At 66.0% G+C, this 26,603-nt stretch carries 26 protein-coding genes; 18 read left to right on the top strand and 8 right to left on the bottom strand.

Going from position 1 to position 26,603, the window contains the following annotated elements; translation table 11 throughout:
- Positions 1-102 precede the first annotated feature (102 nt).
- Genes HWX08_RS06565 through HWX08_RS06555 form a run of 3 tightly spaced genes read left to right on the top strand, consistent with a single transcriptional unit; the run spans position 103 to position 1,297 of the window.
- Positions 103-426, top strand: a complete 324-nt coding sequence (locus HWX08_RS06565) for an ArsR/SmtB family transcription factor (protein WP_041493622.1) — start codon at positions 103-105, stop codon at positions 424-426.
- Complete coding sequence (locus HWX08_RS06560; protein ID WP_069259508.1) at positions 426-857, top strand: SRPBCC family protein; 432 nt, start codon at positions 426-428, stop codon at positions 855-857. The genes HWX08_RS06565 and HWX08_RS06560 overlap by 1 nt, the downstream gene beginning before the upstream one ends.
- The gene (locus tag HWX08_RS06555) at positions 854-1,297 is read left to right on the top strand and encodes a DUF1801 domain-containing protein (protein ID WP_174922248.1); all 444 of its coding nucleotides are present in this window, start codon (positions 854-856) and stop codon (positions 1,295-1,297) included. The genes HWX08_RS06560 and HWX08_RS06555 overlap by 4 nt, the downstream gene beginning before the upstream one ends.
- Before the next feature lie 141 nt (positions 1,298-1,438).
- Here HWX08_RS06555 and HWX08_RS06550 read toward each other — a convergent pair whose 3' ends face one another.
- The 6 genes from HWX08_RS06550 to HWX08_RS06525 form a co-directional block, all read right to left on the bottom strand.
- Positions 1,439-2,503, bottom strand: coding sequence for a hypothetical protein (locus tag HWX08_RS06550; protein WP_244122681.1), 1,065 nt, complete (start codon positions 2,501-2,503; stop codon positions 1,439-1,441).
- 51 nt (positions 2,504-2,554) lie between these two features.
- Positions 2,555-5,272, bottom strand: coding sequence for an aconitate hydratase AcnA (gene acnA, locus HWX08_RS06545; RefSeq protein ID WP_174922249.1), 2,718 nt, complete (start codon positions 5,270-5,272; stop codon positions 2,555-2,557).
- Between the two features lie 52 nt (positions 5,273-5,324).
- On the bottom strand, positions 5,325-6,776 hold the full coding sequence (locus tag HWX08_RS06540; protein WP_174922250.1) for a bifunctional 2-methylcitrate dehydratase/aconitate hydratase: 1,452 nt from the start codon (positions 6,774-6,776) through the stop codon (positions 5,325-5,327).
- A gap of 22 nt (positions 6,777-6,798) precedes the next feature.
- Complete coding sequence (locus HWX08_RS06535) at positions 6,799-7,314, bottom strand: hypothetical protein (RefSeq protein ID WP_069259512.1); 516 nt, start codon at positions 7,312-7,314, stop codon at positions 6,799-6,801.
- A 230-nt stretch (positions 7,315-7,544) separates the two neighbouring features.
- Entirely contained in the window at positions 7,545-8,552 is a 1,008-nt protein-coding gene (locus HWX08_RS06530) for an HpcH/HpaI aldolase/citrate lyase family protein (RefSeq protein ID WP_069259513.1), read from the bottom strand.
- 141 nt (positions 8,553-8,693) lie between these two features.
- Positions 8,694-9,680: a malate dehydrogenase gene (locus HWX08_RS06525; RefSeq protein ID WP_174922251.1), complete on the bottom strand. Its 987-nt coding sequence runs from the start codon at positions 9,678-9,680 to the stop codon at positions 8,694-8,696.
- Between the two features lie 288 nt (positions 9,681-9,968).
- Here HWX08_RS06525 and HWX08_RS06520 point away from each other — a divergent pair, with 288 nt between their 5' ends.
- The 7 genes from HWX08_RS06520 to gltA all read left to right on the top strand — a co-directional run bounded on the left by HWX08_RS06520 (position 9,969) and on the right by gltA (position 15,993).
- Positions 9,969-10,793: a GntR family transcriptional regulator gene (locus HWX08_RS06520; RefSeq protein ID WP_076606001.1), complete on the top strand. Its 825-nt coding sequence runs from the start codon at positions 9,969-9,971 to the stop codon at positions 10,791-10,793.
- A gap of 170 nt (positions 10,794-10,963) precedes the next feature.
- The gene (gene sdhC, locus HWX08_RS06515; RefSeq protein ID WP_034185792.1) at positions 10,964-11,380 is read left to right on the top strand and encodes a succinate dehydrogenase, cytochrome b556 subunit; all 417 of its coding nucleotides are present in this window, start codon (positions 10,964-10,966) and stop codon (positions 11,378-11,380) included.
- Between the two features lie 4 nt (positions 11,381-11,384).
- Positions 11,385-11,753 (top strand): succinate dehydrogenase, hydrophobic membrane anchor protein, encoded by a 369-nt coding sequence (sdhD, locus tag HWX08_RS06510; protein WP_011355745.1) that lies wholly within the window; start codon positions 11,385-11,387, stop codon positions 11,751-11,753.
- 3 nt (positions 11,754-11,756) lie between these two features.
- Complete coding sequence (gene sdhA, locus HWX08_RS06505) at positions 11,757-13,532, top strand: succinate dehydrogenase flavoprotein subunit (protein ID WP_069259515.1); 1,776 nt, start codon at positions 11,757-11,759, stop codon at positions 13,530-13,532.
- 21 nt (positions 13,533-13,553) lie between these two features.
- Positions 13,554-14,255 (top strand): succinate dehydrogenase iron-sulfur subunit, encoded by a 702-nt coding sequence (locus HWX08_RS06500; RefSeq protein WP_006479352.1) that lies wholly within the window; start codon positions 13,554-13,556, stop codon positions 14,253-14,255.
- 84 nt (positions 14,256-14,339) lie between these two features.
- Positions 14,340-14,612 (top strand): FAD assembly factor SdhE, encoded by a 273-nt coding sequence (locus HWX08_RS06495; protein ID WP_011548107.1) that lies wholly within the window; start codon positions 14,340-14,342, stop codon positions 14,610-14,612.
- 79 nt (positions 14,613-14,691) lie between these two features.
- A complete protein-coding gene (gene gltA / locus HWX08_RS06490) occupies positions 14,692-15,993 on the top strand; it encodes a citrate synthase (RefSeq protein WP_039358262.1) in 1,302 nt (433 codons plus the stop codon).
- 91 nt (positions 15,994-16,084) lie between these two features.
- Here gltA and HWX08_RS06485 read toward each other — a convergent pair whose 3' ends face one another.
- Positions 16,085-17,062 carry a helix-turn-helix domain-containing protein gene (locus HWX08_RS06485; protein ID WP_174922252.1) on the bottom strand — a complete coding sequence of 326 codons (978 nt, stop codon included), beginning with the start codon at positions 17,060-17,062 and terminating at the stop codon, positions 16,085-16,087.
- A gap of 72 nt (positions 17,063-17,134) precedes the next feature.
- Here HWX08_RS06485 and HWX08_RS06480 point away from each other — a divergent pair, with 72 nt between their 5' ends.
- The 5 genes from HWX08_RS06480 (at position 17,135) to HWX08_RS06460 (ending at position 22,050) form a co-directional block, all read left to right on the top strand.
- Positions 17,135-17,524, top strand: coding sequence for a VOC family protein (locus HWX08_RS06480; RefSeq protein WP_174922253.1), 390 nt, complete (start codon positions 17,135-17,137; stop codon positions 17,522-17,524).
- A gap of 110 nt (positions 17,525-17,634) precedes the next feature.
- A complete protein-coding gene (locus tag HWX08_RS06475) occupies positions 17,635-18,885 on the top strand; it encodes a DUF1479 domain-containing protein (RefSeq protein ID WP_174922254.1) in 1,251 nt (416 codons plus the stop codon).
- Positions 18,886-19,093: 208 nt separating this feature from the next.
- A complete protein-coding gene (locus tag HWX08_RS06470) occupies positions 19,094-19,852 on the top strand; it encodes a dimethylarginine dimethylaminohydrolase family protein (RefSeq protein WP_174922255.1) in 759 nt (252 codons plus the stop codon).
- Positions 19,853-19,950: 98 nt separating this feature from the next.
- On the top strand, positions 19,951-20,415 hold the full coding sequence (locus HWX08_RS06465) for an Lrp/AsnC family transcriptional regulator (protein WP_069259519.1): 465 nt from the start codon (positions 19,951-19,953) through the stop codon (positions 20,413-20,415).
- A 102-nt stretch (positions 20,416-20,517) separates the two neighbouring features.
- On the top strand, positions 20,518-22,050 hold the full coding sequence (locus HWX08_RS06460) for an amino acid permease (RefSeq protein WP_174922256.1): 1,533 nt from the start codon (positions 20,518-20,520) through the stop codon (positions 22,048-22,050).
- A gap of 100 nt (positions 22,051-22,150) precedes the next feature.
- On the opposite strand, the gene HWX08_RS06455 is transcribed toward HWX08_RS06460, so the two are convergent.
- The gene (locus HWX08_RS06455; RefSeq protein ID WP_174922257.1) at positions 22,151-22,876 is read right to left on the bottom strand and encodes a glutathione S-transferase; all 726 of its coding nucleotides are present in this window, start codon (positions 22,874-22,876) and stop codon (positions 22,151-22,153) included.
- Positions 22,877-23,350: 474 nt separating this feature from the next.
- Here HWX08_RS06455 and HWX08_RS06445 point away from each other — a divergent pair, with 474 nt between their 5' ends.
- From HWX08_RS06445 to leuC, 3 genes are all read left to right on the top strand, one after another.
- Positions 23,351-24,172, top strand: a complete 822-nt coding sequence (locus tag HWX08_RS06445) for a hypothetical protein (RefSeq protein WP_174922258.1) — start codon at positions 23,351-23,353, stop codon at positions 24,170-24,172.
- A gap of 32 nt (positions 24,173-24,204) precedes the next feature.
- Positions 24,205-24,960, top strand: coding sequence for a Tat pathway signal protein (locus HWX08_RS06440; protein WP_174922259.1), 756 nt, complete (start codon positions 24,205-24,207; stop codon positions 24,958-24,960).
- A gap of 233 nt (positions 24,961-25,193) precedes the next feature.
- A complete protein-coding gene (leuC, locus tag HWX08_RS06435; protein WP_069259524.1) occupies positions 25,194-26,603 on the top strand; it encodes a 3-isopropylmalate dehydratase large subunit in 1,410 nt (469 codons plus the stop codon).

Genomic DNA, 26,603 nt, shown 5'->3' with positions numbered 1-26,603 from the left:
GCACGCGCAAGATCGCGCAGCGTCGTGCGTGAAATTCCGCCTTGACTCTCGCCGTTCACCGGATATCCTTCAACCCATAACCAGCGAGTTATGAATAAGGACATGCAGAACGCCCACGACATGCTTTTCAGGACGCTTGCCGATCCGACGCGCCGTGCGCTCTTCGAGCGTCTATGCGCGGACGGCGAACTGACGGTCGCCGCGTTGACGGCCCACGCGGGCGTCTCGCAGCCGGCCGTCTCGAAGCATCTCGGCGTCCTGAAGCAGGCCGGGCTCGTGAGCGACCGTCACGAAGGCCGGCAGACGCACTACAGCGCGCAGCCGCAAGCGCTGGCCCCGTTGATCGACTGGACGAGCCAGATGGCCGGCTTCTGGCAGAACCGGTTCGACGCCCTCGAAGACCTTCTGAAAAGGATGGATCAGTAATGAACCAGGCCACCACCGAAACGCGTTCCGTCGTCGTCGAACGGGAGCTGCCTCATCCGCCGGAGAAGATCTGGCGCGCACTCACGCAACCGCATCTGATCGAGGCATGGTTGATGAAGAGCGACTTCGAGCCCGTCGCGGGCCGCGCCTTCAGCTTCCGCGCCGACTGGGGTTCGGTCGACTGCACGATCCTGACGATCGAGCCGCCGCGCGCGCTGTCTTATACGTGGGCCGCGTACGGGCTCGAAAGCGTCGTCACGTGGACGCTCACGCCAACGCCCGCCGGCACGCACCTGCGGATGGAGCAGGTCGGTTTCCGCACGGATCAGGAGCAGGCGTACCGCGGCGCGCAGCACGGCTGGGTCCGGTTCCTCGACGCGCTCGAACAGGTCCTGGCCCGCCCGGACGCAGGCACGGAGGCGCGCACATGAGCACCACGGACCTCACGCCGTCGCAGCGTATCGACGCGCTGATCGCCGGCATCGACGACTGGCGCGGCAAGACCTTCGCCGAGCTGCGCGAGACGATCCTCGGCGCGCAAGCGGGCATCGTCGAGGAATGGAAATGGATGGGCAGTCCCGTTTGGGCGTGCGACGGAATGATCGCCGTCGCGAATGCGCACAAGGGCAAGGTGAAGGTGACCTTCATGCACGGCGCGCACCTGCCCGATCCCGACCAGCTGTTCAACGACGGCCTCGACGGCAATGCGCGGCGCGCGATCGATTTCTTCGAAGGCGACCGGCTCGACAAGCGGGCGCTGAAGCAGCTCGTGCGCGCGGCGATCGAATACAACCGCACGCATTTGAAGAAGAATGCGCGGCGAGCGGGCGCCGGTGCCGGCGCGAAGGCGCGTGCGGACAACGCGGCGTGACGCTTTGGGCGACGCGCGATTACCGGCAGCACTTGCGCGGACGTCGAACGTCCCGGGCAGGATTGTCCTGAATGCCGCTGTCCGCGCCTCGACGCGTCGCGCACTGTCCGTCAGCGGCCCTACGTGCGAGCGCGGATCGCGTCACTTGCCCTTGCGTCGGAACGTGAACAGGGTGCCGCCGCAGCAGTTGCCGTCTTGCAGGTAGACGGTGAAGGTTTTGTCGACGACGGCATAGCTGACCGTCACGATGTCCGGACTGTCGTCGGGCAGGAAATTTCCCGACATCGCGGGGACGAAGTCGATCGCGTCGCGGGCGAGCAGGTAGAGCTGCTCGTCATGCACCGTGGTGGCAGGCGACAGTGCTTTCAGCCCGTCTTCCACGACACTGTCGTGGGGCGCGCCGATCTCGTACTGCATCCCCGCGTCGCGGTACGGGATCGACACCAGTACCTTGCCATCGACGTTCAGGCGCGTGGCGAGCGCCGGGTCCACGGTGATCGTCATGCTGTCGAGTCGCCGCAGATCCTTGCGCGTGAGGCTCACGTCCGAGAATTCGCGCCGCGCCATCGAAATGCTCGATACGTTGGATTCCCATCGGCCTTTGTTCCGCCACGAGTCCCACATCGCATTGGCGCCACCGGAGCCGGAGACGCTGTCGAGCGCGTAAGTGCCGATCGCCTGCGTGAGAATCTCGCGCTTCGAGCCGATGACGATTTCAGAGGTCTGTTGCGCGTCGACGGGCAGGCGCCGAGCACCGTCGGACGATGCCCAGGTGCCGTCCAGCGTGTTGCCGGCCACCTTGCCCGTGAACGTGCCGGTGCGTTGCCCGGTGCCGCCCGTCTCGTCCATCGTGAAGCTGCCCGACGGGTCGATCTTGCCGCTCAGCGGAATATCGGCGTGCTTGCCGACGTAGCGGTAGCTGCCCGTCAGCTTTCCGTCGACATTCTTGACGTCCATCGTGAACGCATAGCGGCCGCCGATCCGTCCTGCAAAGCGCTTGTGGAAATACTGAAGATCGGCGAGCGCCGCCGTGGCGATCATCAACGTGAAAAGTGTCGCGGCGAGTTGCAGGGCGAGGCGGCGCATGGCGTGGGGGCGGGATCGACGGTCGCGCCATTGTGACACGCGATGCCGATCGAAAACGTGCGTGCGGTCGGTGCCCGGCAATTCGGAGACGAAAAAAAAGCCCGACACGAGGTCGGGCATCCAAATCGGCCGCAGCCGCCCGCGAGGCGGCTACGGCACCTGCAACAGCGCTTACGCTGCGAGCAGCGAGCGCAGCACGAACGGCAGGATACCGCCGTGCTTGTAGTAGTCGACTTCGATCGGCGTATCGATGCGCAGCAGCACCTGCACGCGCTGCGATTCGCCGTTCTTGCGGTGGATCACGAGCGTGACGTCCTGCTGCGGCTTGAAGTCGTCGCCGAGGCCTTCGATGTCGTACGTTTCGTCACCGGTGATGCCGAGCGACTGGACGCTGTCCGAGCCCTTGAACTGCAGCGGCAGCACGCCCATGCCGACCAGGTTCGAGCGGTGGATGCGCTCGAAGCTGCGTGCGATCACGGCCTTCACGCCGAGCAGTTGCGTGCCCTTCGCGGCCCAGTCGCGCGATGAGCCCGTGCCGTACTCTTCGCCCGCGAACACGACGGTCGGCGTGCCGGCGTCGACGTACTTCATCGCCGCATCGTAGATCGACAACTGTTCGCCGCTCGGCTGATGAATCGTCAGGCCGCCTTCGACACGCGTGCCGTCTGCGTTCACCGGGATCATCAGGTTCTTGATCCGGACGTTCGCGAACGTGCCGCGCATCATCACGTCGTGGTTGCCGCGGCGCGAGCCGTAGCTGTTGAAGTCGGCCTTCTGCACGCCATTTTCCTTCAGCCACTTGCCTGCCGGCGAGTCTTCCTTGATCGAGCCTGCCGGGCTGATGTGGTCGGTCGTGACCGAATCGCCGAAGATGCCGAGCGCGCGCGCGCCCTTGACCGTCGGGATCGACGCAGCCGGTTCCATCGAGAAGTCGTTGCCGAAGAACGGCGGCTCGGCGATGTAGGTCGACTTCGGCCAGTCGTAGACCTCACCGGATTCGCCCTCGATCTTGCTCCAGAGGTCGCCCTTCTTGGTCAGCTTCGAGTAGTTGTCCTCGAATTTCTTCGGATCGAGCGCGAACTTGAGCAGCGCGTGGATTTCTTCGCTCGTCGGCCAGATGTCGCCGAGGTAGATGTCGCGGCCGCCCTTGCCCTTGCCGACCGGCTCGGTCATCAGGTCGCGCGTGATGTTGCCGGCGATCGCGTACGCGACGACGAGCGGCGGCGACGCGAGGAAGTTCGCGCGGATGTTCGGGTGGATGCGCGCTTCGAAGTTACGGTTGCCGGACAGCACGGCCGCCGCGACGATGTCGTTTTTCGTGATCGCTTCGTTCAGTTCCGGCGTGAGGTCGCCCGCGTTGCCGATACAGGTCGTGCAGCCGTAGGCCGCGACTTCGAAGCCGAGCTTCGACAGGTAGGGCAGCAGGCCCGTCTTCGTCAGGTACTCGGTGACGATGCGCGATCCCGGCGCGAGCGAGGTCTTGATCTTCGGATCGACGGTGAGGCCGGCCTCGACCGCCTTCTTCGCGAGCAGGCCGGCGGCCAGCAGCACGCTCGGGTTCGACGTGTTCGTGCACGACGTGATCGCGGCGATCAGCACGTCGCCGTTCTTCACGTCGACGTTGTTGCTCGTCGTGTACTGCTTGTCGAGGTCTTCCGCCTTCTTCGCGAAGCCGTTCTCCGCGACCGGCTTCGAGAACAGGTCGGTGAACGTCGACTTGACGTGGCCGATCTCGATGCGGTCCTGCGGGCGCTTCGGGCCGGCCAGCGACGGTGCGACCGTTGCGAGGTCGAGCGTCACCGTCTTCGTGTAGTCGATGTCGCCGGCCTTCGGGATGCCGAACAGCTTCTGCGCCTTGAAGTAGTTTTCGAACGCGGCGATTTCCGCCTTCGTGCGGCCGGTGCCTTCGAAGTAGTCGATCGTCTTTTCGTCGACCGGGAAGAAGCCCATCGTCGCGCCGTATTCCGGCGCCATGTTGCCGATCGTTGCGCGGTCCGGCAGCGACAGCGACTTCGTGCCTTCGCCGAAGAATTCGACGAACTTGCCGACGACCTTCTCCTTGCGCAGCATTTCGGTGATCGTCAGCACCAGGTCGGTGGCCGTCACGCCTTCGCGCAGCCTGCCTTTCAGCTCGACGCCGACCACGTCCGGCGTCAGGAAGTACACCGGCTGGCCGAGCATGCCGGCTTCCGCCTCGATGCCGCCCACGCCCCAGCCGACCACGCCGATGCCGTTGATCATCGTCGTGTGGCTGTCCGTGCCGACGAGGGTGTCCGGGTAGTACACGGTGTCGCCGCCGTCCGCCTTCTTATGGACGCCGCGCGCGAGGTATTCGAGGTTCACCTGGTGGACGATGCCGACGCCCGGCGGCACGACCTTGAACGTGTCGAACGCCTGCATGCCCCACTTCATGAACTGGTAGCGCTCGTTGTTGCGCTGGAATTCCAGCTTCATGTTCAGGTCGAGCGCGTCCTTCTGGCGGAAATAGTCGATCTGGACCGAGTGGTCGACGACGAGATCGACCGGGACCAGCGGCTCGATCTTCTTCGGGTTCTTGCCCGTGCGCTCGGCGACGCCGCGCATGGCCGCGATGTCGGCGAGCAGCGGCACGCCCGTGAAGTCCTGCAGCACGACGCGCGACACCACGAACGGAATCTCGTCGACGCGCTTCGCATTCGGCTTCCAGTTCGCGAGCTGCTCGATGTGCTCTTCGGTGATCTTTTTGCCGTCGTAGTTGCGCAGTACGGACTCGAGCACGATACGGATCGACACCGGCAGGCGTTCGATCTTCGTCTTCAGTTCCTTGCCGAGCTGCGGCAGCGAGTAGAACTTGCCTTTGCCGGAACCGCTGTCGAATTCCTTGAGGGTCTTGTGGAGATTGTGGGCCATGGTGATTTTCCTGGGTTTAAGGCTAGGAAACAAAGAGTCCTGTATCTGACGGCTATATCACATACAAGTCGACGTACTCATCGACCGGCATTGCTTCGAGCTTTGCCTGGTCCAGCGACACGTCGAGAATCGCTTGTTGCTGCTTGGCCGGAAAACGGCGGGCGAGGTTGGTCCTGAACTTCTCGACCAGGAGCGGGGTGCCTTCGGCCCGCCGCCGCCGGTGGCCGAGCGGGTATTCGACCGCCACCTCGGCAAGCTTCGACCCGTCGGTGAACTCGATCGTCAGTGCATTCGCGATCGAGCGCTTGTCCGGGTCGTGGTAATCCTTCGTGAACTGCGGATCCTCGACGCACACGACTTTCGCGCGCAGCGCGTCGATGCGCGGGTCCGCCGCGGCCGAATCCTCGTAGTCGGCCGCGGTCAGCCGGCCGAACAGCAGCGGCACGGCGACCATGTACTGGATGCAGTGGTCGCGGTCGGCCGGATTGGCGAGCGGGCCCTGCTTGTCGATGATGCGGATCGCGGCTGCGTGCGTACGGATCGTGAGCCGGCCGATGTCGTCGGTGGTGCGGCCCGCGGCGGCGAGCTGGGCGTGCAGCTGCAGTGCGGCCTCGGCGGCCGTTTGCGCGTGGAATTCGGCGGGAAACGCGATCTTGAACAGCACGTTTTCCATCACGTACGTGCCGTACGGGCGCTGGAAGCGGAACGGCCTGCCGTCGAACAGCACGTCGTAGAAGCCCCAGGTTTTTGCGGTGAGCGCCGACGGGTAGCCCATTTCACCCGTTTTCGCGATCAGCGCGAGGCGCACCGCGCGGGACGTCGCGTCGCCGGCCGCCCATGATTTGCGCGAACCCGTGTTCGGCGCGTGGCGGTAGGTGCGCAGCGCGTGGCCGTCGACGAACGCGTTGGACACCGCATTGATCAGCTCGTCGCGCGTGAGCCCGAGCAGCCGGCCGACGACGGCTGTCGATGCGACTTTCACGAGCAGCACGTGGTCGAGCCCGACCGCGTTGAACGAATTTTCGAGCGCGAGGCAGCCCTGGATCTCGTGGGCCTGGATCATCGCGACCAGCACGTCGCGCATCGTGAGCGGCTTCCGGCCGGCCGCGACGGCCGTGCGGGAGAGCCAGTCGGCCGTCGCCAGGATACCGCCCAGGTTGTCGGACGGATGGCCCCATTCGGCGGCGAGCCAGGTGTCGTTGAAGTCCAGCCAGCGGATCATCGCGCCGATGCCGAACGCGGCCTGGACGGGATCGAGCTGGAAGGAGGTGCCCGGCACCTTCGCGCCGTTCGGCACGATCGTGCCGGGCACGACGGGGCCGAGCAGCTTGGTGCAGGCAGGGTAGGACAGCGCCTCGAGTCCGCATCCGAGCGTGTCGATCAGGCAATGACGCGCCGTCTCCAGCGCGAGCGCGCTGTCGATGCCGGCATTCAGCACGTAGTCGACGATATCGACGAGTACCGTATCCGGAGCAGGGCGGACGTTGGAGACCGGGGCGGACATCGAGGGGCCGATGGGAACGCGCTTAGTTCGTTGCCGGCTTCAGCTCGTTCGATTGCGTCGGTGCCGGCGTGCCTTGCGCCATTTCCGGCGTCACGCATTCGTCCGCGAGGCGCTCGCCGCCGTTCGCATCGGAGAACAGCATCGCCTTGGTCGGGATCACGACCAGCTTGAAGCCTGCTGCCGGATCGTAGAACGTGTCGGCGCCCGTCGTCGTGGTCTGACGCGGCAGCTTGTAGTTCTTCTTCGCCCAGTGAACCGTGACGACCTGGTCACGCTTCATGTCGCCAGCGAGGTCGAACGACAGGCCTTCCTTGCAGGACCACTTGACCGCGCCTTCCGGCACCGGATCGACCTTGGCCGCGGCACGCGCCTGGGCTTTCTTGCTGCGCGGGATGATGCGTTTGGCCGGCGCCGGGCGCTTGGCCGCTGCCTTCTTCGCGGTCGTCGTGGCCGTACCCTGGGCAAACGCGCTCGGAGCCGACACCAGCATCGTGGCGGACAAGGCGCCGATGGCGGTAGCGATCAGGAGTTTCTTCATGGAGTCAGAACCTTTCGATAATCAGTTGACAAGGGCCGGCAATCGAAACTGCCGGCCGGTTTGAAACTGCACGCGCCCCGAAAGCGCGCAGCGGCCGCTATTTTCACCTATTTGGCCGTGCATATATCAGGTTTTCGGGCTCCGTTACGTTTTTTGTCGTTTCGCAAACCTCTATCCGGTTCGCGCGTCGTCGCATGCATGAAACTCGGGTATCGGCCCGCGGCGCGCGCTCACGGCGCGCTGCCCGCGGCGGCCGGCCCGTACAGCGGCGCGGCCTCGGCCGGCACGGGCTGGCCGGCGGCGCGCGCGCGGCGCAGCACCGACCAGTAATACCGGTAACTCGCGCGATCGTGCAGCGTATCACCGTGGCGTGTCGGCCCCCAGTCGGCGGCCTGCGCGGCCAGCAGGATTTCGGCGGCCAGCGCGATTTCGTCGGTGCGCGGCGCGAATGCGTCGACGATCGGGCGGATCTGCGCGGGGTGGATGCTCCACATCCGCGTGAACGCGAATTCGTCGCGCGCGCGGCGTGCATCGCCGGCGACGACGCTCATGTCGCGCACCTCGGTCGTTACGTTGTGCGACGGCGTCTTGCCGTGCGCGTGGCAGGCCGCGGCGATTTCCAGCTTCGCGCGGCGCACGAGCGGGTGCTCGAACTGGCCGGGCGAGCGCATCGCGGAATCGGGGATCGCGCCGTGGTGCGCGGACACGAAATCCATCAGCCCGAAGCTCAGCGTGCCGACCGTCGGCAACGCGGCGAGCGCCGCCGCCTGCGCGAGCGCGCCGTGCGTCTCGACCAGCACGTCGACGGGAATCGGCTGCGCGATGCCGAGCTCGCGGCGCGTGCCTTCGACGAACGCGGTCATTTCGGCCGCGTCGGCGGCACTCGCGACTTTCGGGAGCGTGATGTAGGCGGGCGCGCGCGCCGCACGCAGCACGATGCGCACGTCGTCGCGCCAGTGCGGGTGGGAAAAGTCGTGGATGCGGACGCCGACGCGGCCGAAGCGGTTCTCGTCGCTGCCGAGGATGTCGGCGACGAGCGCCGCGTGCGCGGCTTCCTGGCCGACGGCCGCGCCGTCCTCGCAGTCGAGCGTGATGTCGAACACGGGGCCCAGCTCGGCCTGCAGCGCGAGCGACTTGCGCATCAGCTTTTCGCTGCCCGCGTAGTGATCGCAGCAGGGCAGGATCGGGGGCGGGGACGCCCCGTCGTACAGCACTTGTGCAGGAGTGAGCGCGGCCATCTCGTCTACGTCAGGGGAGCGGGTCAACGGGGAGAAAATCGGATTCGGACGCGTTCTGGGCCGGTGCGCGGCGGGCGCGGGCGGCAGCCGGTGCGGGCCGTGCCGGGCTGCCCGAAGGCCGCCCGGCACGATGCGTGATGCTTAGTTCTTCAGCAGGTGGGCGACGCCATCGCGCTCTTCGAGCAGTTCGGCCAGCGTGCCGTCCATCTTCTCGCGCGAGAACGCGTCGATTTCCAGGCCTTCGACGCGCTTGTACTCGCCGTTTTCGCACACGACCGGCACGCCGTAGATGATGTCTTCGGGGATGCCGTACGAGCCGTCCGACGGGATGCCCATCGTGACCCACTTGCCGTTCGTGCCGAGGACCCAGTCACGCACGTGGTCGATCGCCGCGTTGGCCGCCGATGCCGCCGACGACAGGCCGCGCGCTTCGATGATCGCCGCGCCGCGCTTGCCGACGGTCGGGATGAACGTGTTGCGGTTCCACACGTCGTCGTTGATCAGCTTCAGCAGCGATTCGCCTTCGGCGGTCGCGAAGCGGAAGTCGGGGTACATCGTCGGCGAGTGGTTGCCCCACACGGCGAGCTTCTCGATCGATGCGACCGGCTTGCCCGACTTGGCGGCGAGCTGCGACAGCGCGCGGTTGTGGTCGAGGCGCAGCATCGCGGTGAAGTTCTTCTTCGGCAGATCCGGCGCCGACTTCATCGCGATGTACGCGTTCGTGTTCGCCGGGTTGCCGACGACCAGCACCTTCACGTCGCGGCTCGCGACTTCGTTCAGCGCGGCGCCCTGGACCGTGAAGATTTCGGCGTTCGCCGACAGCAGGTCCTTGCGCTCCATGCCCTTCGAGCGCGGACGTGCGCCGACCAGCAGTGCGACGTCGGCATCCTTGAATGCGACCTTCGGATCGTCGGTGATCACGACGCCCGCGAGCAGCGGGAACGCGCAATCGTCGAGTTCCATCACGACGCCTTTGACGGCGGCTTGGGCTTGCGGGAGGTCGAGCAGTTGCAGGATGACCGGCTGATCCTTGCCGAGCAGGTCGCCGTTCGCGATGCGGAACAGCAGGGAGTAAGCGATTTGACCTGCGGCGCCGGTGACGGCAACGCGCTTTGCGGGCTTAGCCATTGAAAATCTCCAGGACGGGTGAAGCGTTGGACGCTAGCGAAAACGCCATTCTATGCGCGTTGTGCGTAACGTTGCATTGAAGCAGGGCGGAGGACTCGCGATGGCAGACGCGGTGAACCTGGAGACGGCCGTGGCACGTAGCCGGGGACGCGCTGTGGCACCCGCGAACCCTTGCTCGACCGGGAGTGTAGGAGCCGTCACGCGCAAAGTCAAACGGTATCATATGTCTTATATAAGACAGATGTTTTGCGGAAATTGAGTGGACGAAAAAGTGCGGTTTGTGATGAAATGCGCGCCATGACATCGAACCAGGCGAATACCGCGAATCAGACCGGCGCAGGCGGCCCAGGGCAGCCGGGCGCGAGCGATCCCGCACCTTCGCCTGCGGCGGCGCCGTCGCCGACGTTCAGCCCGTTATACCAGCAGATTAAGTCATTGATCACGCAAAGTCTCGAATCCGGCGAATGGAAGCCGGGCGAGATCATCCCGAGCGAGGTGGAGCTCGCGGCCCGCTACAAGGTCAGCCAGGGCACCGTGCGCAAGGCGATCGACGAGCTGGCCGCCGAAAACCTCGTGGTCCGGCGGCAGGGCAAGGGTACTTTTGTTGCGACGCACAATGAAGATCGCGCGCAGTTCCGTTTCCTGCGCCTGCTGGCCGACGACGGCGCCGAACATCCGCACGTCAGCCGCCTGCTCGAGTGCCGCCGCCTGCGCGCGCCGGCCGAGATCGCGCGGCAGCTCGACCTGAAGCCGGCCGATCCCGTCGTGCAGGTGCGCCGCCTGCTGGAGTTCGAGAACGAAGCGACGGTGCTCGACGAGATCTGGCTGCCGGGCGCGATGTTCCGCGGGCTCACGTTCGAGCGGCTGAGCGAGTACAAGGGGCCGCTCTACGCGATGTTCGAGACCGAGTTCGGCACGCGGATGATCCGTGCGACGGAGAAGATCCGCGCGGTGGCGGCGGAGCCGGCGGTGGCCGACCTGCTGCACGTGCCGGCGGGGTTCCCGCTGCTGTCGGTCGAGCGCGTGTCCTATACATACGGAGACCGGCCGGTGGAAGTGCGTCGCGGCTGGTATGTCACGACCGGGTACTACTATCAGAATGACTTGAGTTGACGGTGTATCGGCTCAAGCCGAGTGCGTTCGCGAATCCCACGCTCGCGAAGCACGTTTCGGGCCGCCTTTGTTCTTGTTCGCGCAATTATCCAGAGCAGACTTTCGCTGCAGCGCGATATAAAAAGGCGCTAAAATCGCGGATTAGTGTGACAACATAGTAGGGGTCTAGCATGACTGATGCAGTAAGAAAGCCGAGGCCGGAATACCGGAACATCGGATTCGGCGATATCACGATGAAATATCGCATGCCGCTGGCAGCGATATTGTCGATCCTCCATCGAGTCAGCGGCGCGCTGCTGTTCTTGTTCCTGCCGTTCCTGCTGTTCCTCTTCGACCAGAGCCTCACGTCCGAGCTCAGCTTCGAAGTCTTCAAGGCTTTCCTCTCCAACATCATCGTCAAGCTGATCGTCCTCGCACTGTCGTGGGCCTTCTTCCACCATTTCTGCGCCGGCATTCGCCACCTGCTGATGGACGTCAACCACGACGCCGTCACGAAGGAAGGCGGCAAGCGGACGGCCGTCGTCGTCTTCGTCGTCTCGATCGCGCTGACGATCGCCATGGCACTCAAACTGTTCGGAGCATTCTAAGAAAATGGCAGCCAACAACCGAATCGGCTCGAAGCGCCTCGTCGTCGGCGCACACTACGGCCTGCGCGACTGGCTTGCGCAGCGCATCACCGCCACGATCATGGCGGTCTACACGGTCATTCTGCTCGTCCTGTTCTTCGGCGCACACGACTTCTCGTACGAAGGCTGGGCCTCGATCTTCGCCGCGCAATGGATGAAGCTCGCGACCTTCGTGATGCTGCTTTCCCTCTTCTACCACGCATGGGTCGGCGTGCGCGACATCTGGATGGACTACGTGAAGCCCGTCGGTGTGCGCCTGCTGCTGCAATCGCTGACCATCGTCTGGCTGCTCGCATGTGCGGGCTATGCCGCGCAGATTCTCTGGAGAGTGTAAAGAATGGCTGCAATCAAAACTAACCTCCCGCGCCGCAAGTTCGATGTGGTGATCGTCGGCGCAGGCGGCTCCGGCTTGCGCGCGGCGCTGCAACTGTCGCGCGCGGGCCTGTCGGTCGGCGTGCTGTCGAAGGTGTTCCCGACCCGCTCGCACACGGTGGCCGCGCAGGGCGGTATCGGTGCGTCGCTCGGCAACATGAGCGAAGACAACTGGCACTTCCACTTCTACGACACGATCAAGGGCTCCGACTGGCTCGGCGACCAGGACGCGATCGAGTTCATGTGCCGTGAAGCGCCGAACGTCGTGTACGAACTCGAGCACTTCGGCATGCCGTTCGACCGCAACGCGGACGGCACGATCTACCAGCGTCCGTTCGGCGGCCACACCGCGAACTACGGCGAGAAGCCGGTCCAGCGCGCTTGCGCGGCCGCCGACCGTACCGGTCACGCGCTGCTGCACACGCTGTACCAGCAGAACGTCGAAGCGAAGACGCAGTTCTTCGTCGAATGGATGGCGCTCGACCTGATCCGCGACGCGGAAGGCGACGTGCTCGGCGTGACGGCCCTCGAGATGGAGACGGGCGACGTCTACATCATGGAAGGCAAGACCACGCTGTTCGCGACGGGCGGCGCGGGCCGGATCTTCGCGGCATCGACCAACGCGTTCATCAACACCGGCGACGGCCTCGGCATGGCCGCGCGTTCGGGCATCGCGCTGCAGGACATGGAGTTCTGGCAGTTCCACCCGACCGGCGTGGCCGGCGCGGGCGTGCTGATCACCGAAGGCGTGCGCGGCGAAGGCGGTATCCTGCGCAACGCGAACGGCGAGCGTTTCATGGAGCGCTACGCGCCGACGCTGAAGGACCTGGCGCCGCGTGACTTCGTTTCGCGTTCGATGGACCAGGAAATCAAGGAAGGTCGCGGCGTCGGTCCGAACAAGGATCACGTGCTGCTCGACCTGTCGCACATCGGCGCCGAGACGATCATGAAGCGTCTGCCGTCGATCCGCGAAATCGCGCTGAAGTTCGCGAACGTCGACGCGATCAAGGAACCGATCCCGGTCGTCCCGACGATCCACTACCAGATGGGCGGCATCCCGACCAACATCCACGGTCAGGTCGTCGGCACGTCGCGCGGCCACAAGGATCCGGTCAACGGCTTCTACGCAGTGGGCGAATGCTCGTGCGTGTCCGTGCACGGCGCGAACCGCCTCGGCACGAACTCGCTGCTGGACCTCGTGGTGTTCGGCCGTGCGGCCGGCAACCACATCGTCGAGCACGTGAAGAACCAGAAGGAACACAAGCCGCTGCCGGCCGACGCAGGCGAATTCTCGCTGGCGCGCCTGAACAAGCTCGACAAGTCGAGCTCGGGCGAATACACGCAGGACGTCGCGAACGACATCCGCGCGACGATGCAGAAGCACGCGGGCGTGTTCCGTACGTCGGCGCTGCTGAAGGAAGGCGTCGAGCAGATGGCCGGCCTGGCGGCACGCGTGGACAACATCCACCTGAAGGACAAGTCGAAGGTGTTCAACACCGCGCGCGTCGAAGCGCTCGAGCTGGAGAACCTGATCGAAGTGGCCCGCGCCACGATGGTGTCGGCGGAAGCACGCAAGGAAAGCCGCGGCGCGCACGCGCACAGCGACTACGAACACCGCGACGACGACAACTGGCTGCGCCACACGCTGTGGTACAGCGAAGGCGATCGCCTCGACTACAAGCCGGTTCAAATGAAGCCGCTGACGGTCGAATCCGTGCCGCCGAAGCCGCGCACGTTCTAAGCCGAGTCAAAGGAATCCGAAATGGCAAAACGCATTTTTGAAGTCTACCGCTACGATCCGGACAAGGACGCGGCGCCGCGCATGCAGACGTACGAGCTCGAGATCCAGCATGAGCGCATGCTGCTCGACGCACTGGTCAAGCTGAAGGCACTGGACGAGACGCTGTCGTTCCGCCGCTCGTGCCGTGAAGGCGTGTGCGGTTCGGACGCGATGAACATCAACGGCAAGAACGGTCTCGCGTGCCTGACGAACCTGAACGACCTGCCGCAGAAGATCGTGCTGCGTCCGCTGCCGGGCCTGCCCGTCGTGCGCGACCTGATCGTCGACATGACGCACTTCTTCAACCAGTATCACTCGATCAAGCCGTATCTGATCAACGACGCGCCGCCGCCGGAGAAGGAACGCCTCCAGTCGCCGGAAGAACGCGACGAACTCGACGGCGTGTACGAGTGCATTCTGTGCGCGAGCTGCTCGACGTCGTGCCCGAGCTTCTGGTGGAACCCGGACAAGTTCGTCGGCCCGGCCGGTCTGCTGCAGGCTTACCGCTTCATCGCGGACAGCCGCGACACCGCTACCGGCGAGCGTCTCGACAACCTGGAAGACCCGTACCGTCTGTTCCGTTGCCACACGATCATGAACTGCGTCGACGTTTGCCCGAAGGGCCTGAACCCGACGAAGGCGATCGGCAAGATCAAGGAACTGATGGTTCGCCGCGCGGTTTGATATGACGACCCCCAAGCTCACTGCGTTCGCTGCCCCCCGAGGGGGTGTCGACACCCTTGGGGCGGCCCTGCGGGAGTCTGCGAGATGAGCGACGATTCGCATCAATCCGACCCGCACCGCCGTGCGCGCCTTCGCTGGCGCGCGCGGCGGGGTCTGCTGGAAAACGACATCGTCTTCGAGCGTTTCTTCGGCAGATACGAGCATGACCTCACCGATGCAGACGTAGGCGCGTTGTCGCGCCTGCTCGATCTGAGCGACAACGACCTGATGGACTTGCTCCTCGCGCGCAAGGAACCAGAAGGCGACCTAGACAGCCCGGACATTCACCGGCTGTTGGAGATGCTGCGCAACGTGTAACGCCAAGGTGTAACGCCAAGGTGTAACGCGCTGTGCCCGTTATCGAATCCCGTTTCTTTATTTCGATTGAGGATGTGCCATGACTCCGTCTGATGTTAAAGCCACGCTATCGTTCAGCGACAACTCGCCGAGCGTCGAACTGCCGATCTACAAGGGCACGATGGGCCCGGACGTGATCGACATCCGCAAGCTGTACGGCCAGACCGGCAAGTTCACGTACGACCCGGGCTTCATGTCGACGGCAGCTTGCAATTCGGCGATCACGTACATCGACGGCGACAAGGGCGAGCTGCTGTACCGCGGCTACCCGATCGACAACCTCGCGCAAAACGCGGACTTCCTCGAAAGCTGCTACCTGCTGCTGAAGGGTGAACTGCCGAACGCAGCGCAGAAGAAGGAATTCGTCGACACCGTCACGAAGCACACGATGGTGCACGAGCAGATGCACTTCTTCTTCCGTGGCTTCCGTCGCGACGCGCACCCGATGGCGATCCTGGTCGCCGCAGTCGGCGCGCTGTCGGCGTTCTATCACGACTCGCTCGACATCAACGATCCGCGTCACCGCGAAGTGTCGGCGATCCGCATGATCGCGAAGCTGCCGACGCTCGTCGCGATGGCGTACAAGTACAGCATCGGTCAGCCGTTCGTGTATCCGAAGAACTCGCTGTCGTACAGCGCGAACTTCATGCACATGATGTTCTCGAACCCGTGCGAAGAGTACAAGGTCAACGACGTGCTCGTCCGCGCACTCGACCGCATCCTGATCCTGCACGCCGACCACGAGCAGAACGCATCGACGTCGACGGTCCGCCTGGCCGGTTCGTCGGGCGCGAACCCGTTCGCATGTATCGCGGCCGGTATCGCCTGTCTGTGGGGCCCGGCGCACGGTGGTGCGAACGAAGCCGCGCTGAACATGCTCGAGCAGATCGGTTCGCCGGACAACATCCCCGAATTCATCAAGCAGGTGAAGGACAAGAATTCGGGCGTGAAGCTGATGGGCTTCGGCCACCGCGTGTACAAGAACTACGACCCGCGTGCGAAGCTGATGCGCGAAACGTGCTACGAAGTGCTGAACGAACTGGGCCTGCACGACGACCCGCTGTTCAAGCTCGCGATGCAGCTCGAGAAGATCGCGCTGGAAGACGAATACTTCGTGTCGCGCAAGCTGTACCCGAACGTCGACTTCTACTCGGGCATCGTCCAGCGCGCGCTGGGCATCCCGACGTCGATGTTCACGTGTATCTTCGCGATGGCACGTACGGTCGGCTGGATCGCCCAGTGGAACGAAATGATCGGCGATCCGGAGCAGAAGATCGGCCGTCCGCGCCAGCTGTTCATCGGCGATACGCCGCGCGAAGCGAAGCCGCTCGACGCACGTTAAGTCGTGCGCGGCGCGAACGGCCGGCAGGCCGCTCGCGTCTGGCGAAACGCAACGTCACGACACCCCGACGGGTCACCCCGTCGGGGTGTTTTCATTTGTGCGGCCGCGGCTCGTCCGTCACGGCGCCGCGCTCCAGCGACGGCGGGCGTGTGTCGAGTGCGGGCGTGTCGTCGTCGGGCGCGCGCCCGTGCTGCGCGAAGCACTGCCGGTAGGCGCCCGGCGTCATCCCGCGGGCGGCGAGGAACTGGCGGTTGAAGTTCGCGGCATTCGGAATGCCGCAGCGCGCGGCCACGGTCGCGATCGGCCAGTCGGTGCCGACGAGATGGCGGCACGCATGTGCGAGCCGCAGCCGCTGCACGTAGCGTCCGACGCTTTCACCGAGATGCCGGACGAACAGGCGCTGCAGCGTGCGTTCGGACATGTGCGCGGCGGCGGCGAGCGCGTCGACGCGCAGCGGTTCGTGGAAGTGCCGGTCGATCGCGTCGAGCACGCGGTCGAGGCGCTCGGCTTCGGGCGCGGCCGTGTCGGCGGGCGGTGCCGCGCCGTCGGCGCGGTCGTAAGCGTGCGCGGTGGCGAGCGGTTCGCCGCCGGCTTCCGCGAGATCGGCGAGCGTGTCGAGCGCGGCCGCGAGCCGGGTGCGCGGCGACGGATCGAGCAACTGCGGCAGCCGCGCCCGCATCGCGCGGGCCGCATCCGCGTCGAAGCGCAGGCCCGGCGCGGCACGCCGCAGCAGCGAGCGCAGCGGCGCGTATTCTGGGCAACAGTCGGCCAGCCGGCGCACCCAGTCGCCGTCGAACCAGATGACGAGCGCGACTTCGGGCGCATCGGGATCGATGCGGGCGTTCGACGCCCAGGTATGCGGCAGGTTGGGCGGCACGAGCACCAGATCGTCGTCCGCGTAATGCGCGACGTGATCGCCGATGAAGCGGCGGCCGCGGCTGTTGAGTGTCAGCGTCAGTTCGTATTCGGGATGGCGATGCCATTCGAACGGGATGCGCGCGAGCTGGCGGTGGTACACGCGGATCGAACTGCCTGGGGCGAACGTCACGTGCTCGTACTGCGGTTTCATCGCGGCCTCCGGGCGAGGGCCGGCATCGCGCCGTGGCATGATCGTGAGCGATCGTCACGACGGAGCGATGCCATGTTTTCACATGTTTGCGTGGGTGTGACCGACACCGCGCGCGCCTACGATTTCTACGCGCCGCTGTTCGCGGAACTCGGGCTGCGTCTGAAATTCCGCGAACCGGACGGCTGGTCGGGCTGGATGCCGGCCGACGCCGACCGGCCGCTGTTCTTCTTCGGCCGGCCGCTCGACGGCCGCGCGCCCGAGCCGGGCAACGGCCATACGATCGCGTTCGCCGCGCCGACGCGCGCGCACGTCGATCGCTGCCACGCGCTCGCGCTGCGTCACGGCGGCACCTGCGAAGGGCCGCCGGGCCTGCGGCCGGACTATCACCGCGACTACTACGGCGCCTATTTCCGCGATCCGGACGGCAACAAGCTGTGCGTGGTCTGCCATCGCGCCGAGTGATGCACGGTTGTCAGGATTGTATCGATAGTTGGCCGGATAGGGGTACTCGCGGGCGGGCGCCGATCGTACGCTGACGGCACATCACGACACCTGTCCGCGAGGAGACCACGATGCAACTGACGATTGACGACCTGCCCGCCGCGATTCGCGACGCGAAAAGCGCGCTGCGCGCCGACCTGCCTGCTTACGCGGCCACGTTCCGGGAACTGGAAGGCGACATCGCGCGGCAGGTCGACGCGATCCGGCGCGCGCACGCGCACGGCCATGACGTGATCCCGGTGGTGCCGTTCGCGGCGATCGCCAGCGGGACCGTCGATCCGCACGCGATTGCCGCGATCCGCACGCATGGCGCGGTCGTGATCCGCGGCGTGTTCGACGCGCGGCAGGCGCGCGACTGGAACGACGAGATCGGCGCGTACCTGGATGCGAACCGCTTCGCCGAGCGGCTCGATGCGCGCGCCGAGGATCGCTATTTCGGCAACCTCGCGTCGGGCAAGCCGCAGATCTACGGCGTCTACTGGTCGAAGCCGCAGGTGGCCGCGCGCCAGTCGCCGGCGCTGACGCAAGCACGCGTGTTCCTGAACCGTCTGTGGCGGCATGCGGACGGCGTGCGCACGCACTTCGATCCCGACCAGGTGCCGGCGTATGCGGACCGGATCCGCCGCCGGCCGCCCGGTTCGACGTCGCTCGGACTGTCGCCGCACGTCGACGGCGGCTCGGTCGAGCGCTGGCTCGGTGCGAATTTTCGTCAGGTCTACCGTCACGTGCTGGCCGGCCGCTGGCGCGATTACGACCCGTTCGATGCGGCGTTCCGTCCCGACGTCGAGGAGATTCCGTCGCCGGCCGTGTGCTCGATGTTCCGCACGTTCCAGGGCTGGACCGCGCTGACGCCGCAGGGGCCCGGCGACGGCACGCTGCAACTGATCCCGGTCGCGAACGCGATGGCCTACGTCGTGTTGCGCGCGCTGCAGGACGACGTCGCCGACGACGACCTGTGCGGCGCGCGCCCGGGCCGCGCGCTGTCGATCCGGCCCGAATGGCACGCGCTGCTGCTCGACGCGCTGGTGCCGATCCCGCACATGGAGCCGGGCGATGCGGTGTTCTGGCACGGCGACGTCGTGCATGCGGTCGAGGATGCGCATCGCGGCAAGGGCGACAGCAACGTGATGTACATCGCGGCCGCACCCGGTTGTGCGAAGAACGACGCGTACCTGCGGCGCCAGCGGGCCGCGTTCTTGCGCGGCGAGAGCCCGCCCGATTTCCCTGCCGATCATTTCGAGGTCGAATTCGACGGGCGCGGCGCGGAGGGCGATCTCACGGCGCTCGGCCGTTCGCAGATGGGGTTCGCGCCGGGCGCGTAGCCGGCATCCCGCAGGCGCGCACGGCCGTTCGCCCTGCGACGAACGGCCGTGTGCCGAATCCGCTGCGCGCCATGCGCAATTCGACGCAATCGGCTGCGGGCGCAGCGGAAATCGACGCGAATTGCGGAAATTGGCTTCCGATAATGGTCCGGACACAACGCAGCCGCCCGTGTGACGCACGGATGTGGCGCTGACCATGGAGGAGTCGATGCAATTCACGCAAGCGATCGTTCGCCGACCCGCGCCGTCCTGTGGCGCGGGCCTGACCACCGCCGACCTCGGCGCGCCCGATTACGACAAGACGCTCACCCAGTTCCACGCATACTGCGAAGCGCTGCGCACGCTCGGCGTCGAGCTGACCGAACTGCCGCCGCTGGACGCGTTTCCGGATTCGCACTTCGTCGAGGACACCGCGGTCGTGACGCCGGAATTCGCGGTGATCACGCGGCCCGGCGCGCCCGCGCGGCGTGGCGAGACGGCGCACATCGAGGCGGCGCTCGCCGCGCATCGCGACCTGCTGCCGATGCAGGGCGGCCGTCTCGACGGCGGCGACGTGATGCAGGTCGGCAAGCGCTTCTACATCGGCCTGACGGGCCGTACCGACGCCGAAGGCATCGCCGCGTTCGAATCGCTGGTGTCGCGCTACGGCTATTCGGTCGTCGCGGTGCCGGTGGGCGCCGGCCTGCATCTCAAGTCGGTCGTCAACGCGCTCGGCGACGACACGCTGCTCGTGACCGAAGCGCTCGCCGCGCATCCGGCGTTCGCAGACTACCACCGGATCGCGATTTCGGCCGCCGACGAATACGCGGGCAACACGCTGCGCGTGAACGGCACGCTGATCACGCCGGCCGGTTATCCGCGCGTGCACGACGCGATCGCGTCGCTCGGCATGCCGCTGCACGTGATCGACACGAGCGAGTTCCGCAAGATGGACGGCGGCCTGACCTGCCTGTCGCTGCGGTTCTAGCCGATTGGCGCGCGGGCGCTTCGGCCGGATAATGTGGCCCCCGCGCGGAACGGCAGGCGTTCCGCGCACCAGCCACGACCCGACCGGAGCGAACGCGGATGACCGACAAGAAGATGCAGCTCGACAAGATCGATATCCGGATCCTCGACATCCTGCGCACCGACGGGCGGATTTCGTACCGGAAGCTGTCGGAACTCGTGAACCTCACGCCGCGGCCGTGCCAGGCGCGCGTGGAGCGGCTCGAGGCGCTCGGCGTGATCGAAGGCTACCGCGCGGTGATCAACGCGCCGCGCGCGACCAAGCCGATCGTCGTGATCGCGCAGATCACGCTGGCCGACCACGGGCGTTCGCAGGCGCCGTTCGAGGACGAAATGCGGGCGAATCCGGCCGTGCTCGATTGCTGGCTCGTCAGCGGCACGTTCGATTTTCTCGTGCGGCTCGCATGCGAGGATCTCGACGAGTACCGGCGGATCGCGAACGTGTGGCTGGAAAGCCCGCGGTTCCGGATCGAGAGGATCGTGACGACGGCCGAACTGCAGGCGATCAAGCGCAGCGTCGTGTGACGCGGCCGGCCGGGAAGGGCCGGTATCAACGCGAATGACCGGGCTAGACGATTTGCATTCCGAATCAAATCGCCGGGCTCGAATCCAATCAGGGTGAACACTATGGATGCTTTGCAAGCTGCAGCGGAGACGGCCGCACCGTCCGGAACGACGCTGAAGCGCCGCCTGCAGGGGCGTCACATCGCGATGATCGCGATCGGCGGCTCGATCGGCACGGGGCTGTTCGTCGCGTCGGGCGCGTCGGTCGCGCAGGCGGGGCCGGGCGGGGCGATCGCCGCGTATATCGCGATCGGGCTGATGGTCTATTTCGTCGTCACGGGCCTCGGTGAAATGGCCGCGCTGATGCCGGTGTCGGGCTCGTTCGCGATCTACGGCGAGAAATACGTCGACGAGGGCTTCGGCGTCGCGCTCGGCTGGACCTACTGGTACAGCTGGGCCGTGACGATCGCGATCGAGCTGGTCGCCGCGCAGATAGTGATGCGCTACTGGTTTCCGGCCGTGCCCGGCATCTGGTGGGGCGCCGGTTTCCTCGTGCTGATCTTCCTGCTGAATACGCTGTCGGTGCGCGGCTTCGGCGAGTCGGAATACTGGTTCTCGCTGATCAAGGTCGTCACCGTCGTCGCGTTCATCGCGGCCGGGCTGCTGATCGCGGCCGGCCTGATCGGCAACGGGCATCCGGTCGGTTTGCGCAACTTCACGACGGGCGACGCGCCGTTCGTCGGCGGCGTGCACGCGATGATGAGCGTCGCGCTGATCGCGGGCTTCTCGTTTCTCGGCACCGAGCTGGTCGGGATCACGGCCGGCGAATCCGAAAACCCGCGCAAGACGATCCCGCGCGCGGTGAAGCAGATCTTCTGGCGGATCATGCTGTTCTACGTGTTCGCGATCTTCGTGATCGGCCTGCTGGTGCCGTACACGGACCCGAACCTGCTGAAGAGCGACGTGACCGACATCGGCGTGAGTCCGTTCACGCTGGTGTTCAGCCACGCGGGTTTCCGGCTTGCGGCCGGCGCAATGAATCTCGTGATCCTGACGGCTGTGTTGTCGGCCGGCAATTCCGGCACCTACGCGGCCACGCGAATGCTGTACAACCTCGCGGCGGAAGGGCGCGCGCCGGCGATGTTCGCGACGCTGTCGCCGGGCGGCGTGCCGCGCAATGCGCTGTATGCGACGATGGCCGTCGGCGGGCTGTGCTTCCTCACGTCGCTGACCAACAACCAGAGCATCTATCTGTGGCTGCTGAATACGGTCGGCATCACGGGCTTCATCGCGTGGCTCGGCATCGCGGTTTGCCATTACCGGTTCCGCAAGGGATTTCTGAAGCAGGGCTACCGGCTCGAGCAACTGCCGTACCGCGCGAAATGGTTCCCGTTCGGGCCGCTGTTCGCGATCGCGATCTGCGTCGTGATCTCGCTCGGACAGGATTACCAGGCGTTCTTCGCGGCCCGCATCGACTGGATGGAAGTGCTGTCGATCTACGTGTGGATTCCGCTGTTCGTCGCGATCTGGTGGGCGTATCGCCGGGCGCACAAGAGCCGGCTCGTGCGCTACGACGAGATGGACATCGGGCCGTGGCTGACGCGTTCCGTCGAAGCCGTCGATGCAGCGGCCACGCAGCACGGGCAGCCGCGCTGACGGCCCGGCACCGAGCGCGCGGAACGGGCGCCGGCGCGTATCGAGCGGCCGGTGCCGATGCGGCCGCCGCGCATGAAGCGATGCGGCGGCCGTACCGGCGTTATTTGTCCAGCTCCGGATAGTGCCGGAAAATGCCCATGTCGTTGAACGGGATGCGGCGTTCCGACTCGAGATAGTGCGCGACCGGCGGATGCAGTGCGACGCGGTCGTGCAGCGCGACGAGCCCCGCGATCTTCCGCTCCGCGCGCTTCATCGCTTTCGGAAACGCGTAGCGCAGGCCCTCGATCAGCTGGAACGTCGACAGGTCCGCGTAGCTGAGGGCATTGCCGGCGAGGTAGCCGCTCTTGTGCGGATTCTGGTCGAGTACACGTTCGAAATAGCCGAGGAATTTCGGCAGCCGGTTTTCGAGAAAATCGGCGGCGCGCTCGGCGGCTTCCGCTTTCTGGTCTTCGTAGTAGAGGCAGCTTGCGATCGGATGGTGCGTGTCGTGGATCTCGGTGACGAAATCGGCGATGGTCAGCTGAAGCTGGTGCACCCACAGCCGGCCGGCTTCGTCGTCAGGCGCGAGCCCGAGCCGCGCGCCGAGAAACAGCAGGATGTTCGCGGTCTGCCCGACGACCAGATCGCCGGCCTTCAGGAACGGCGGCGCGAACGGTACGCATTCCGCCTTCGTGCCGTCCATCATCCGCATCATGGCCGGCACACCCATCCCGCGCCCCGATTCACGCGCGACGTCGACATAGTCGGCTTCGGCCGCTTCGAGCGCTAGCCGCACGTACTCGCCACGGCCCTGGATCTCGGGCCAGTAATACAGTTCGTATCGCATGCCGTGTTCCCGTTCGTTGAACCGGCTTGCGCCGGCATCGTGACGACCGGGCGGCCGCGCGTCGCGCGCCGCCCGCTGCGATTAAACAGTCTAGGCGATGGCAGGAAAAGTGCCGCGCGCTATGCGTTGCGCTCGCCGCCTTCGGGGCCGTAGAAGAACACCCAGGTCGAGAAGTCGTCGGAGAAGCCGATGAAACGACGACGGCACACGCTCGCCATGGATGAAACGCATTCGTCCATCGATGAAACGGCGTGACGGTCGTCGGATTTCGATCGACGGGTTCACCGCGATTTAATAAACGCCCACTACTATCCCGCTGCGTCAATCGACCGATGCGCAGCGATTCGATTCGAGCGTCGACGCTGCGACTCCTCGCCCGACCGCTCGACGCGCCCGGTCGTCATTTCCCGTGAACCCGCGATTTGCAACGCCGTGGCCGGCTGCCGGCGTCGCTCGCATCGTTTCGTATTTCTCATGAATCTGAACCCGTCGGCTTCCTTGCGTAGAAAATTCCTTGCTGCCGCGCCCGCGATGGCCGCGGCACCGCTGCTGAGCGCATGCGGTGGCGACGACGTCGCGTCGGCCCCCGTCACCGATGCGACGCTGGCCGCACAGATGTCCGCGAAGCTGAACGCCCAGCTCGGCGATGCGGCGACGGTCAGCGCGATCATGCCCGCGCTGACCGATGTCGGCTTCGCATGGTCTCTCCCGACGGTGCCGGCCGCGCAGATCGGCGCAATCGTCGCGTACAGCTTCGGCAATCGCCCGAATGCGGCGAGCGGCAATACGTCGAGCACCGGCGGCAACCAGTCCGCGCTGCCCGATCCCGGACCCGTCAACGAGGCGCTCGCGGACGCCGTGTACCGCATCCGCCAGTTGAAGCCCGTCAAGGTCTACGCGCAGTGGGAGATCGCGCGCTTTCTCGTGTCGAAATACGGGATGGGCACCGACGTGCTGTCGTCGATCGAGCCGGTGGTCGCGAACGATGGCTCGATCGTGTACCTGAGCACCGCGGGCGTCGCGGCCGTGGCCGTGTCCCGCGCGGGCGGCGCGACGGCGATGGGCACCGTCGCGGTGGTCGGCCATCGCGATCATGCGAAGCGCTGCATCCAGACCTCGCAGCAGGCGGGCATGCAGGCGGCGGCGGTGGCCGAGGTGCCCCTGCCGACGACGTACGACCCGCAATCGGGCCAGCCGTGGACGCGCAACCGCAGCCTCTATCTCGTGCACGACATGTACGCGCAGATGCTGACGCGCGCGATGACCGCGACGATGCAGGCGTTCCCGAAGGGCTGATGCCTTCCGTTTCTCATTCGAATCCCGTGACCATGACGAACCGCCGCCATTTCCTGGCCTCCACTTCATTGTTCGCCGCATCGTGCGCCGCCGCTGCGCCCGCTTTCGCGAGCGACGCCCCCGCCTCCGATGCGGAACTGCAGCGCCAGATGCTCGGCAAGCTGACGCACGAGCTGAACGACCGGACGGCCGCCGCCGACGAGACCGGCTACCTGCTCGACACGTTTTTCTCGTGGACGCCGTCCGCCGTCGACGCTGCCGGCATCGGCACGATCGTCGCGTTCAGCTTCGGCGCTCGCGCCGCATCCGGCACCACGCCGGTGCCGGGCCCCGTGAACGAGGCGATCGCCGACGCCGTGTTCCAGCTTCGACAGAAGGTTTCGGTGCCGATCTTCGCGCAGCAGGAAGTCGCGAGCGCGCTCGCATCGAAGTACGGGCTGACGGCCGGCGTGACGTCGATCGCGACCCCGGCCCCGGTTGCCGGCAGCCCGATCCCCACGCCCGACGGCGTGGCCGCCGCGATCGTCAGGCAGGCCGGCTCGGCCGCGGCGCTCGGCAAGGTCGGCGTCGTCACGCATCGGGACCAGGCATCGATCGCCGTGCGCGTGTCGAATGCGGCGGGGATGCAGGCGGCGGTGCCGGCCGGATTGTCGCTGCCGGACGCATACGATGCATCGGCGCAGCAGCCGGCGATGCGGCGGCGCGATCTTTACCTGATGAGCAATGCCGGCATGCAGCTCGCGATGCTGCGGCTCGACCTGATCAATCGCGAATATCCGAACGGCTAGGCCCGCGGGTCCGCGTGCGGCGAGCGCGCTGCGGGCGGCGCGTTTTCGCGCTCGCCGCCGCCCGGATCATGCGTGCCCCGTTTGCCGGGTAATGCCGATACAGGTATTGACACTACCAGCCAAACCACTGTTTTTAATGGGTTTTTTCGCGCGCGGCCTGCGCCGCGACGCGTTCTGCGTGGCATAATCGACCGCATCCGCAAGGCTTGTAGTCACAACGACCCCGCATACCCATGGCACAGACTCTCTACGACAAACTGTGGAACACCCACGTGGTCCACACCGAGGAAGACGGCACGACGCTGCTTTACATCGACCGTCAGCTGCTGCATGAAGTCACGAGCCCGCAGGCATTCGAAGGGCTGAAGATGGCGCAGCGTCCGGTATGGCGCATCAGCGCGAACCTGGCCGTGTCGGACCACAACGTGCCGACCACCGATCGCAGCCACGGCATTGCCGATCCCGTCTCGAAGCTGCAGGTCGACACGCTCGACGCAAATTGCGACGCGTTCGGCATCACGCAGTTCAAGATGAACGACGTGCGCCAGGGCATCGTCCACATCATCGGGCCGGAGCAGGGCGCGACGCTGCCGGGCATGACGATCGTGTGCGGCGATTCGCATACGTCGACGCACGGCGCGTTCGGCGCGCTCGCGCACGGCATCGGCACGTCGGAAGTCGAGCACGTGCTCGCCACGCAAACCCTGCTGCAGAAGAAGAGCAAGAACATGCTCGTGAAGGTCGACGGCGCACTGCCGCGCGGCTGTACCGCGAAGGACATCGTGCTCGCGATCATCGGCAAGATCGGCACGGCCGGCGGCACGGGCTACGCGATCGAATTCGGCGGCTCGACGATCCGCGCGCTGTCGATGGAAGGGCGCATGACCGTCTGCAACATGGCGATCGAGGCCGGCGCGCGCGCGGGCATGGTCGCGGTGGACGACACGACGATCGATTACCTGAAGGGCCGTCCGTTCGTGCCGACCGGCGCGGAATGGGATCAGGCCGTCGAATACTGGCGCCAGTTCAAGTCGGACGACGGCGCGCAGTTCGACCGCGTGGTCGAGCTGAACGCGGCCGAGATCGTCCCGCAGGTCACGTGGGGCACGTCGCCGGAAATGGTCACGTCGATCGACGGCCGCGTGCCCGATCCCGAGCGCGAGAAGGATCCGGTCAAGCGCGACGCGATGGAGCGCGCGCTGGCCTACATGGCGCTCGAGCCGAACACGCCGATCGAATCGATCAAGGTCGACAAGATCTTCATCGGCTCGTGCACGAACGCGCGAATCGAAGACATCCGCGCGGCTGCGTACGTCGTGAAGAAGCTGAACCGCCGCGTGGCATCGAACGTGCGGCTCGCGATGGTCGTGCCGGGCTCGGGTCTCGTGAAGGCGCAGGCCGAGCGCGAAGGGCTCGACAAGGTGTTCACGGACGCCGGCTTCGAATGGCGCGAGCCGGGCTGCTCGATGTGCCTCGCGATGAACGCCGACCGGCTCGAGCCGGGCGAGCGCTGCGCGTCGACGTCGAACCGCAACTTCGAAGGCCGTCAGGGCGCGGGCGGTCGCACGCACCTCGTGAGCCCCGCGATGGCGGCGGCCGCGGCGATCGAAGGTCATTTCGTCGACATTCGCCAGCTGGGGTAA

Source organism: Burkholderia metallica, from assembly GCF_902832845.1.
Taxonomy (GTDB): domain Bacteria; phylum Pseudomonadota; class Gammaproteobacteria; order Burkholderiales; family Burkholderiaceae; genus Burkholderia; species Burkholderia metallica.
The sequence above is the reverse complement of the archived record's forward strand: the minus strand, read 5'-3'. Positions and strand labels throughout refer to the sequence as shown.

What these genes read in the sequence shown, in the direction of transcription:
- HWX08_RS06460 (WP_174922256.1), top strand. Translation starts at nt 20,518, where the DNA reads ATGGATGCTTTGCAAGCTGCAGCGGAGACGGCCGCACCGTCCGGAACG.
- HWX08_RS06535 (WP_069259512.1), bottom strand. Translation starts at nt 7,314, where the DNA reads ATGAAGAAACTCCTGATCGCTACCGCCATCGGCGCCTTGTCCGCCACG.
- HWX08_RS06480 (WP_174922253.1), top strand. Translation starts at nt 17,135, where the DNA reads ATGTTTTCACATGTTTGCGTGGGTGTGACCGACACCGCGCGCGCCTAC.
- HWX08_RS06525 (WP_174922251.1), bottom strand. Translation starts at nt 9,680, where the DNA reads ATGGCTAAGCCCGCAAAGCGCGTTGCCGTCACCGGCGCCGCAGGTCAA.
- HWX08_RS06495 (WP_011548107.1), top strand. Translation starts at nt 14,340, where the DNA reads ATGAGCGACGATTCGCATCAATCCGACCCGCACCGCCGTGCGCGCCTT.
- HWX08_RS06470 (WP_174922255.1), top strand. Translation starts at nt 19,094, where the DNA reads ATGCAATTCACGCAAGCGATCGTTCGCCGACCCGCGCCGTCCTGTGGC.
- leuC (WP_069259524.1), top strand. Translation starts at nt 25,194, where the DNA reads ATGGCACAGACTCTCTACGACAAACTGTGGAACACCCACGTGGTCCAC.
- HWX08_RS06455 (WP_174922257.1), bottom strand. Translation starts at nt 22,876, where the DNA reads ATGCGATACGAACTGTATTACTGGCCCGAGATCCAGGGCCGTGGCGAG.
- HWX08_RS06555 (WP_174922248.1), top strand. Translation starts at nt 854, where the DNA reads ATGAGCACCACGGACCTCACGCCGTCGCAGCGTATCGACGCGCTGATC.
- HWX08_RS06475 (WP_174922254.1), top strand. Translation starts at nt 17,635, where the DNA reads ATGCAACTGACGATTGACGACCTGCCCGCCGCGATTCGCGACGCGAAA.
- HWX08_RS06500 (WP_006479352.1), top strand. Translation starts at nt 13,554, where the DNA reads ATGGCAAAACGCATTTTTGAAGTCTACCGCTACGATCCGGACAAGGAC.
- HWX08_RS06465 (WP_069259519.1), top strand. Translation starts at nt 19,951, where the DNA reads ATGACCGACAAGAAGATGCAGCTCGACAAGATCGATATCCGGATCCTC.
- HWX08_RS06530 (WP_069259513.1), bottom strand. Translation starts at nt 8,552, where the DNA reads ATGGCCGCGCTCACTCCTGCACAAGTGCTGTACGACGGGGCGTCCCCG.
- HWX08_RS06565 (WP_041493622.1), top strand. Translation starts at nt 103, where the DNA reads ATGCAGAACGCCCACGACATGCTTTTCAGGACGCTTGCCGATCCGACG.
- HWX08_RS06440 (WP_174922259.1), top strand. Translation starts at nt 24,205, where the DNA reads ATGACGAACCGCCGCCATTTCCTGGCCTCCACTTCATTGTTCGCCGCA.
- sdhD (WP_011355745.1), top strand. Translation starts at nt 11,385, where the DNA reads ATGGCAGCCAACAACCGAATCGGCTCGAAGCGCCTCGTCGTCGGCGCA.
- HWX08_RS06485 (WP_174922252.1), bottom strand. Translation starts at nt 17,062, where the DNA reads ATGAAACCGCAGTACGAGCACGTGACGTTCGCCCCAGGCAGTTCGATC.
- sdhA (WP_069259515.1), top strand. Translation starts at nt 11,757, where the DNA reads ATGGCTGCAATCAAAACTAACCTCCCGCGCCGCAAGTTCGATGTGGTG.
- HWX08_RS06540 (WP_174922250.1), bottom strand. Translation starts at nt 6,776, where the DNA reads ATGTCCGCCCCGGTCTCCAACGTCCGCCCTGCTCCGGATACGGTACTC.
- gltA (WP_039358262.1), top strand. Translation starts at nt 14,692, where the DNA reads ATGACTCCGTCTGATGTTAAAGCCACGCTATCGTTCAGCGACAACTCG.
- acnA (WP_174922249.1), bottom strand. Translation starts at nt 5,272, where the DNA reads ATGGCCCACAATCTCCACAAGACCCTCAAGGAATTCGACAGCGGTTCC.
- sdhC (WP_034185792.1), top strand. Translation starts at nt 10,964, where the DNA reads ATGACTGATGCAGTAAGAAAGCCGAGGCCGGAATACCGGAACATCGGA.
- HWX08_RS06520 (WP_076606001.1), top strand. Translation starts at nt 9,969, where the DNA reads ATGCGCGCCATGACATCGAACCAGGCGAATACCGCGAATCAGACCGGC.
- HWX08_RS06560 (WP_069259508.1), top strand. Translation starts at nt 426, where the DNA reads ATGAACCAGGCCACCACCGAAACGCGTTCCGTCGTCGTCGAACGGGAG.
- HWX08_RS06445 (WP_174922258.1), top strand. Translation starts at nt 23,351, where the DNA reads ATGAATCTGAACCCGTCGGCTTCCTTGCGTAGAAAATTCCTTGCTGCC.
- HWX08_RS06550 (WP_244122681.1), bottom strand. Translation starts at nt 2,503, where the DNA reads ATGCCCGACCTCGTGTCGGGCTTTTTTTTCGTCTCCGAATTGCCGGGC.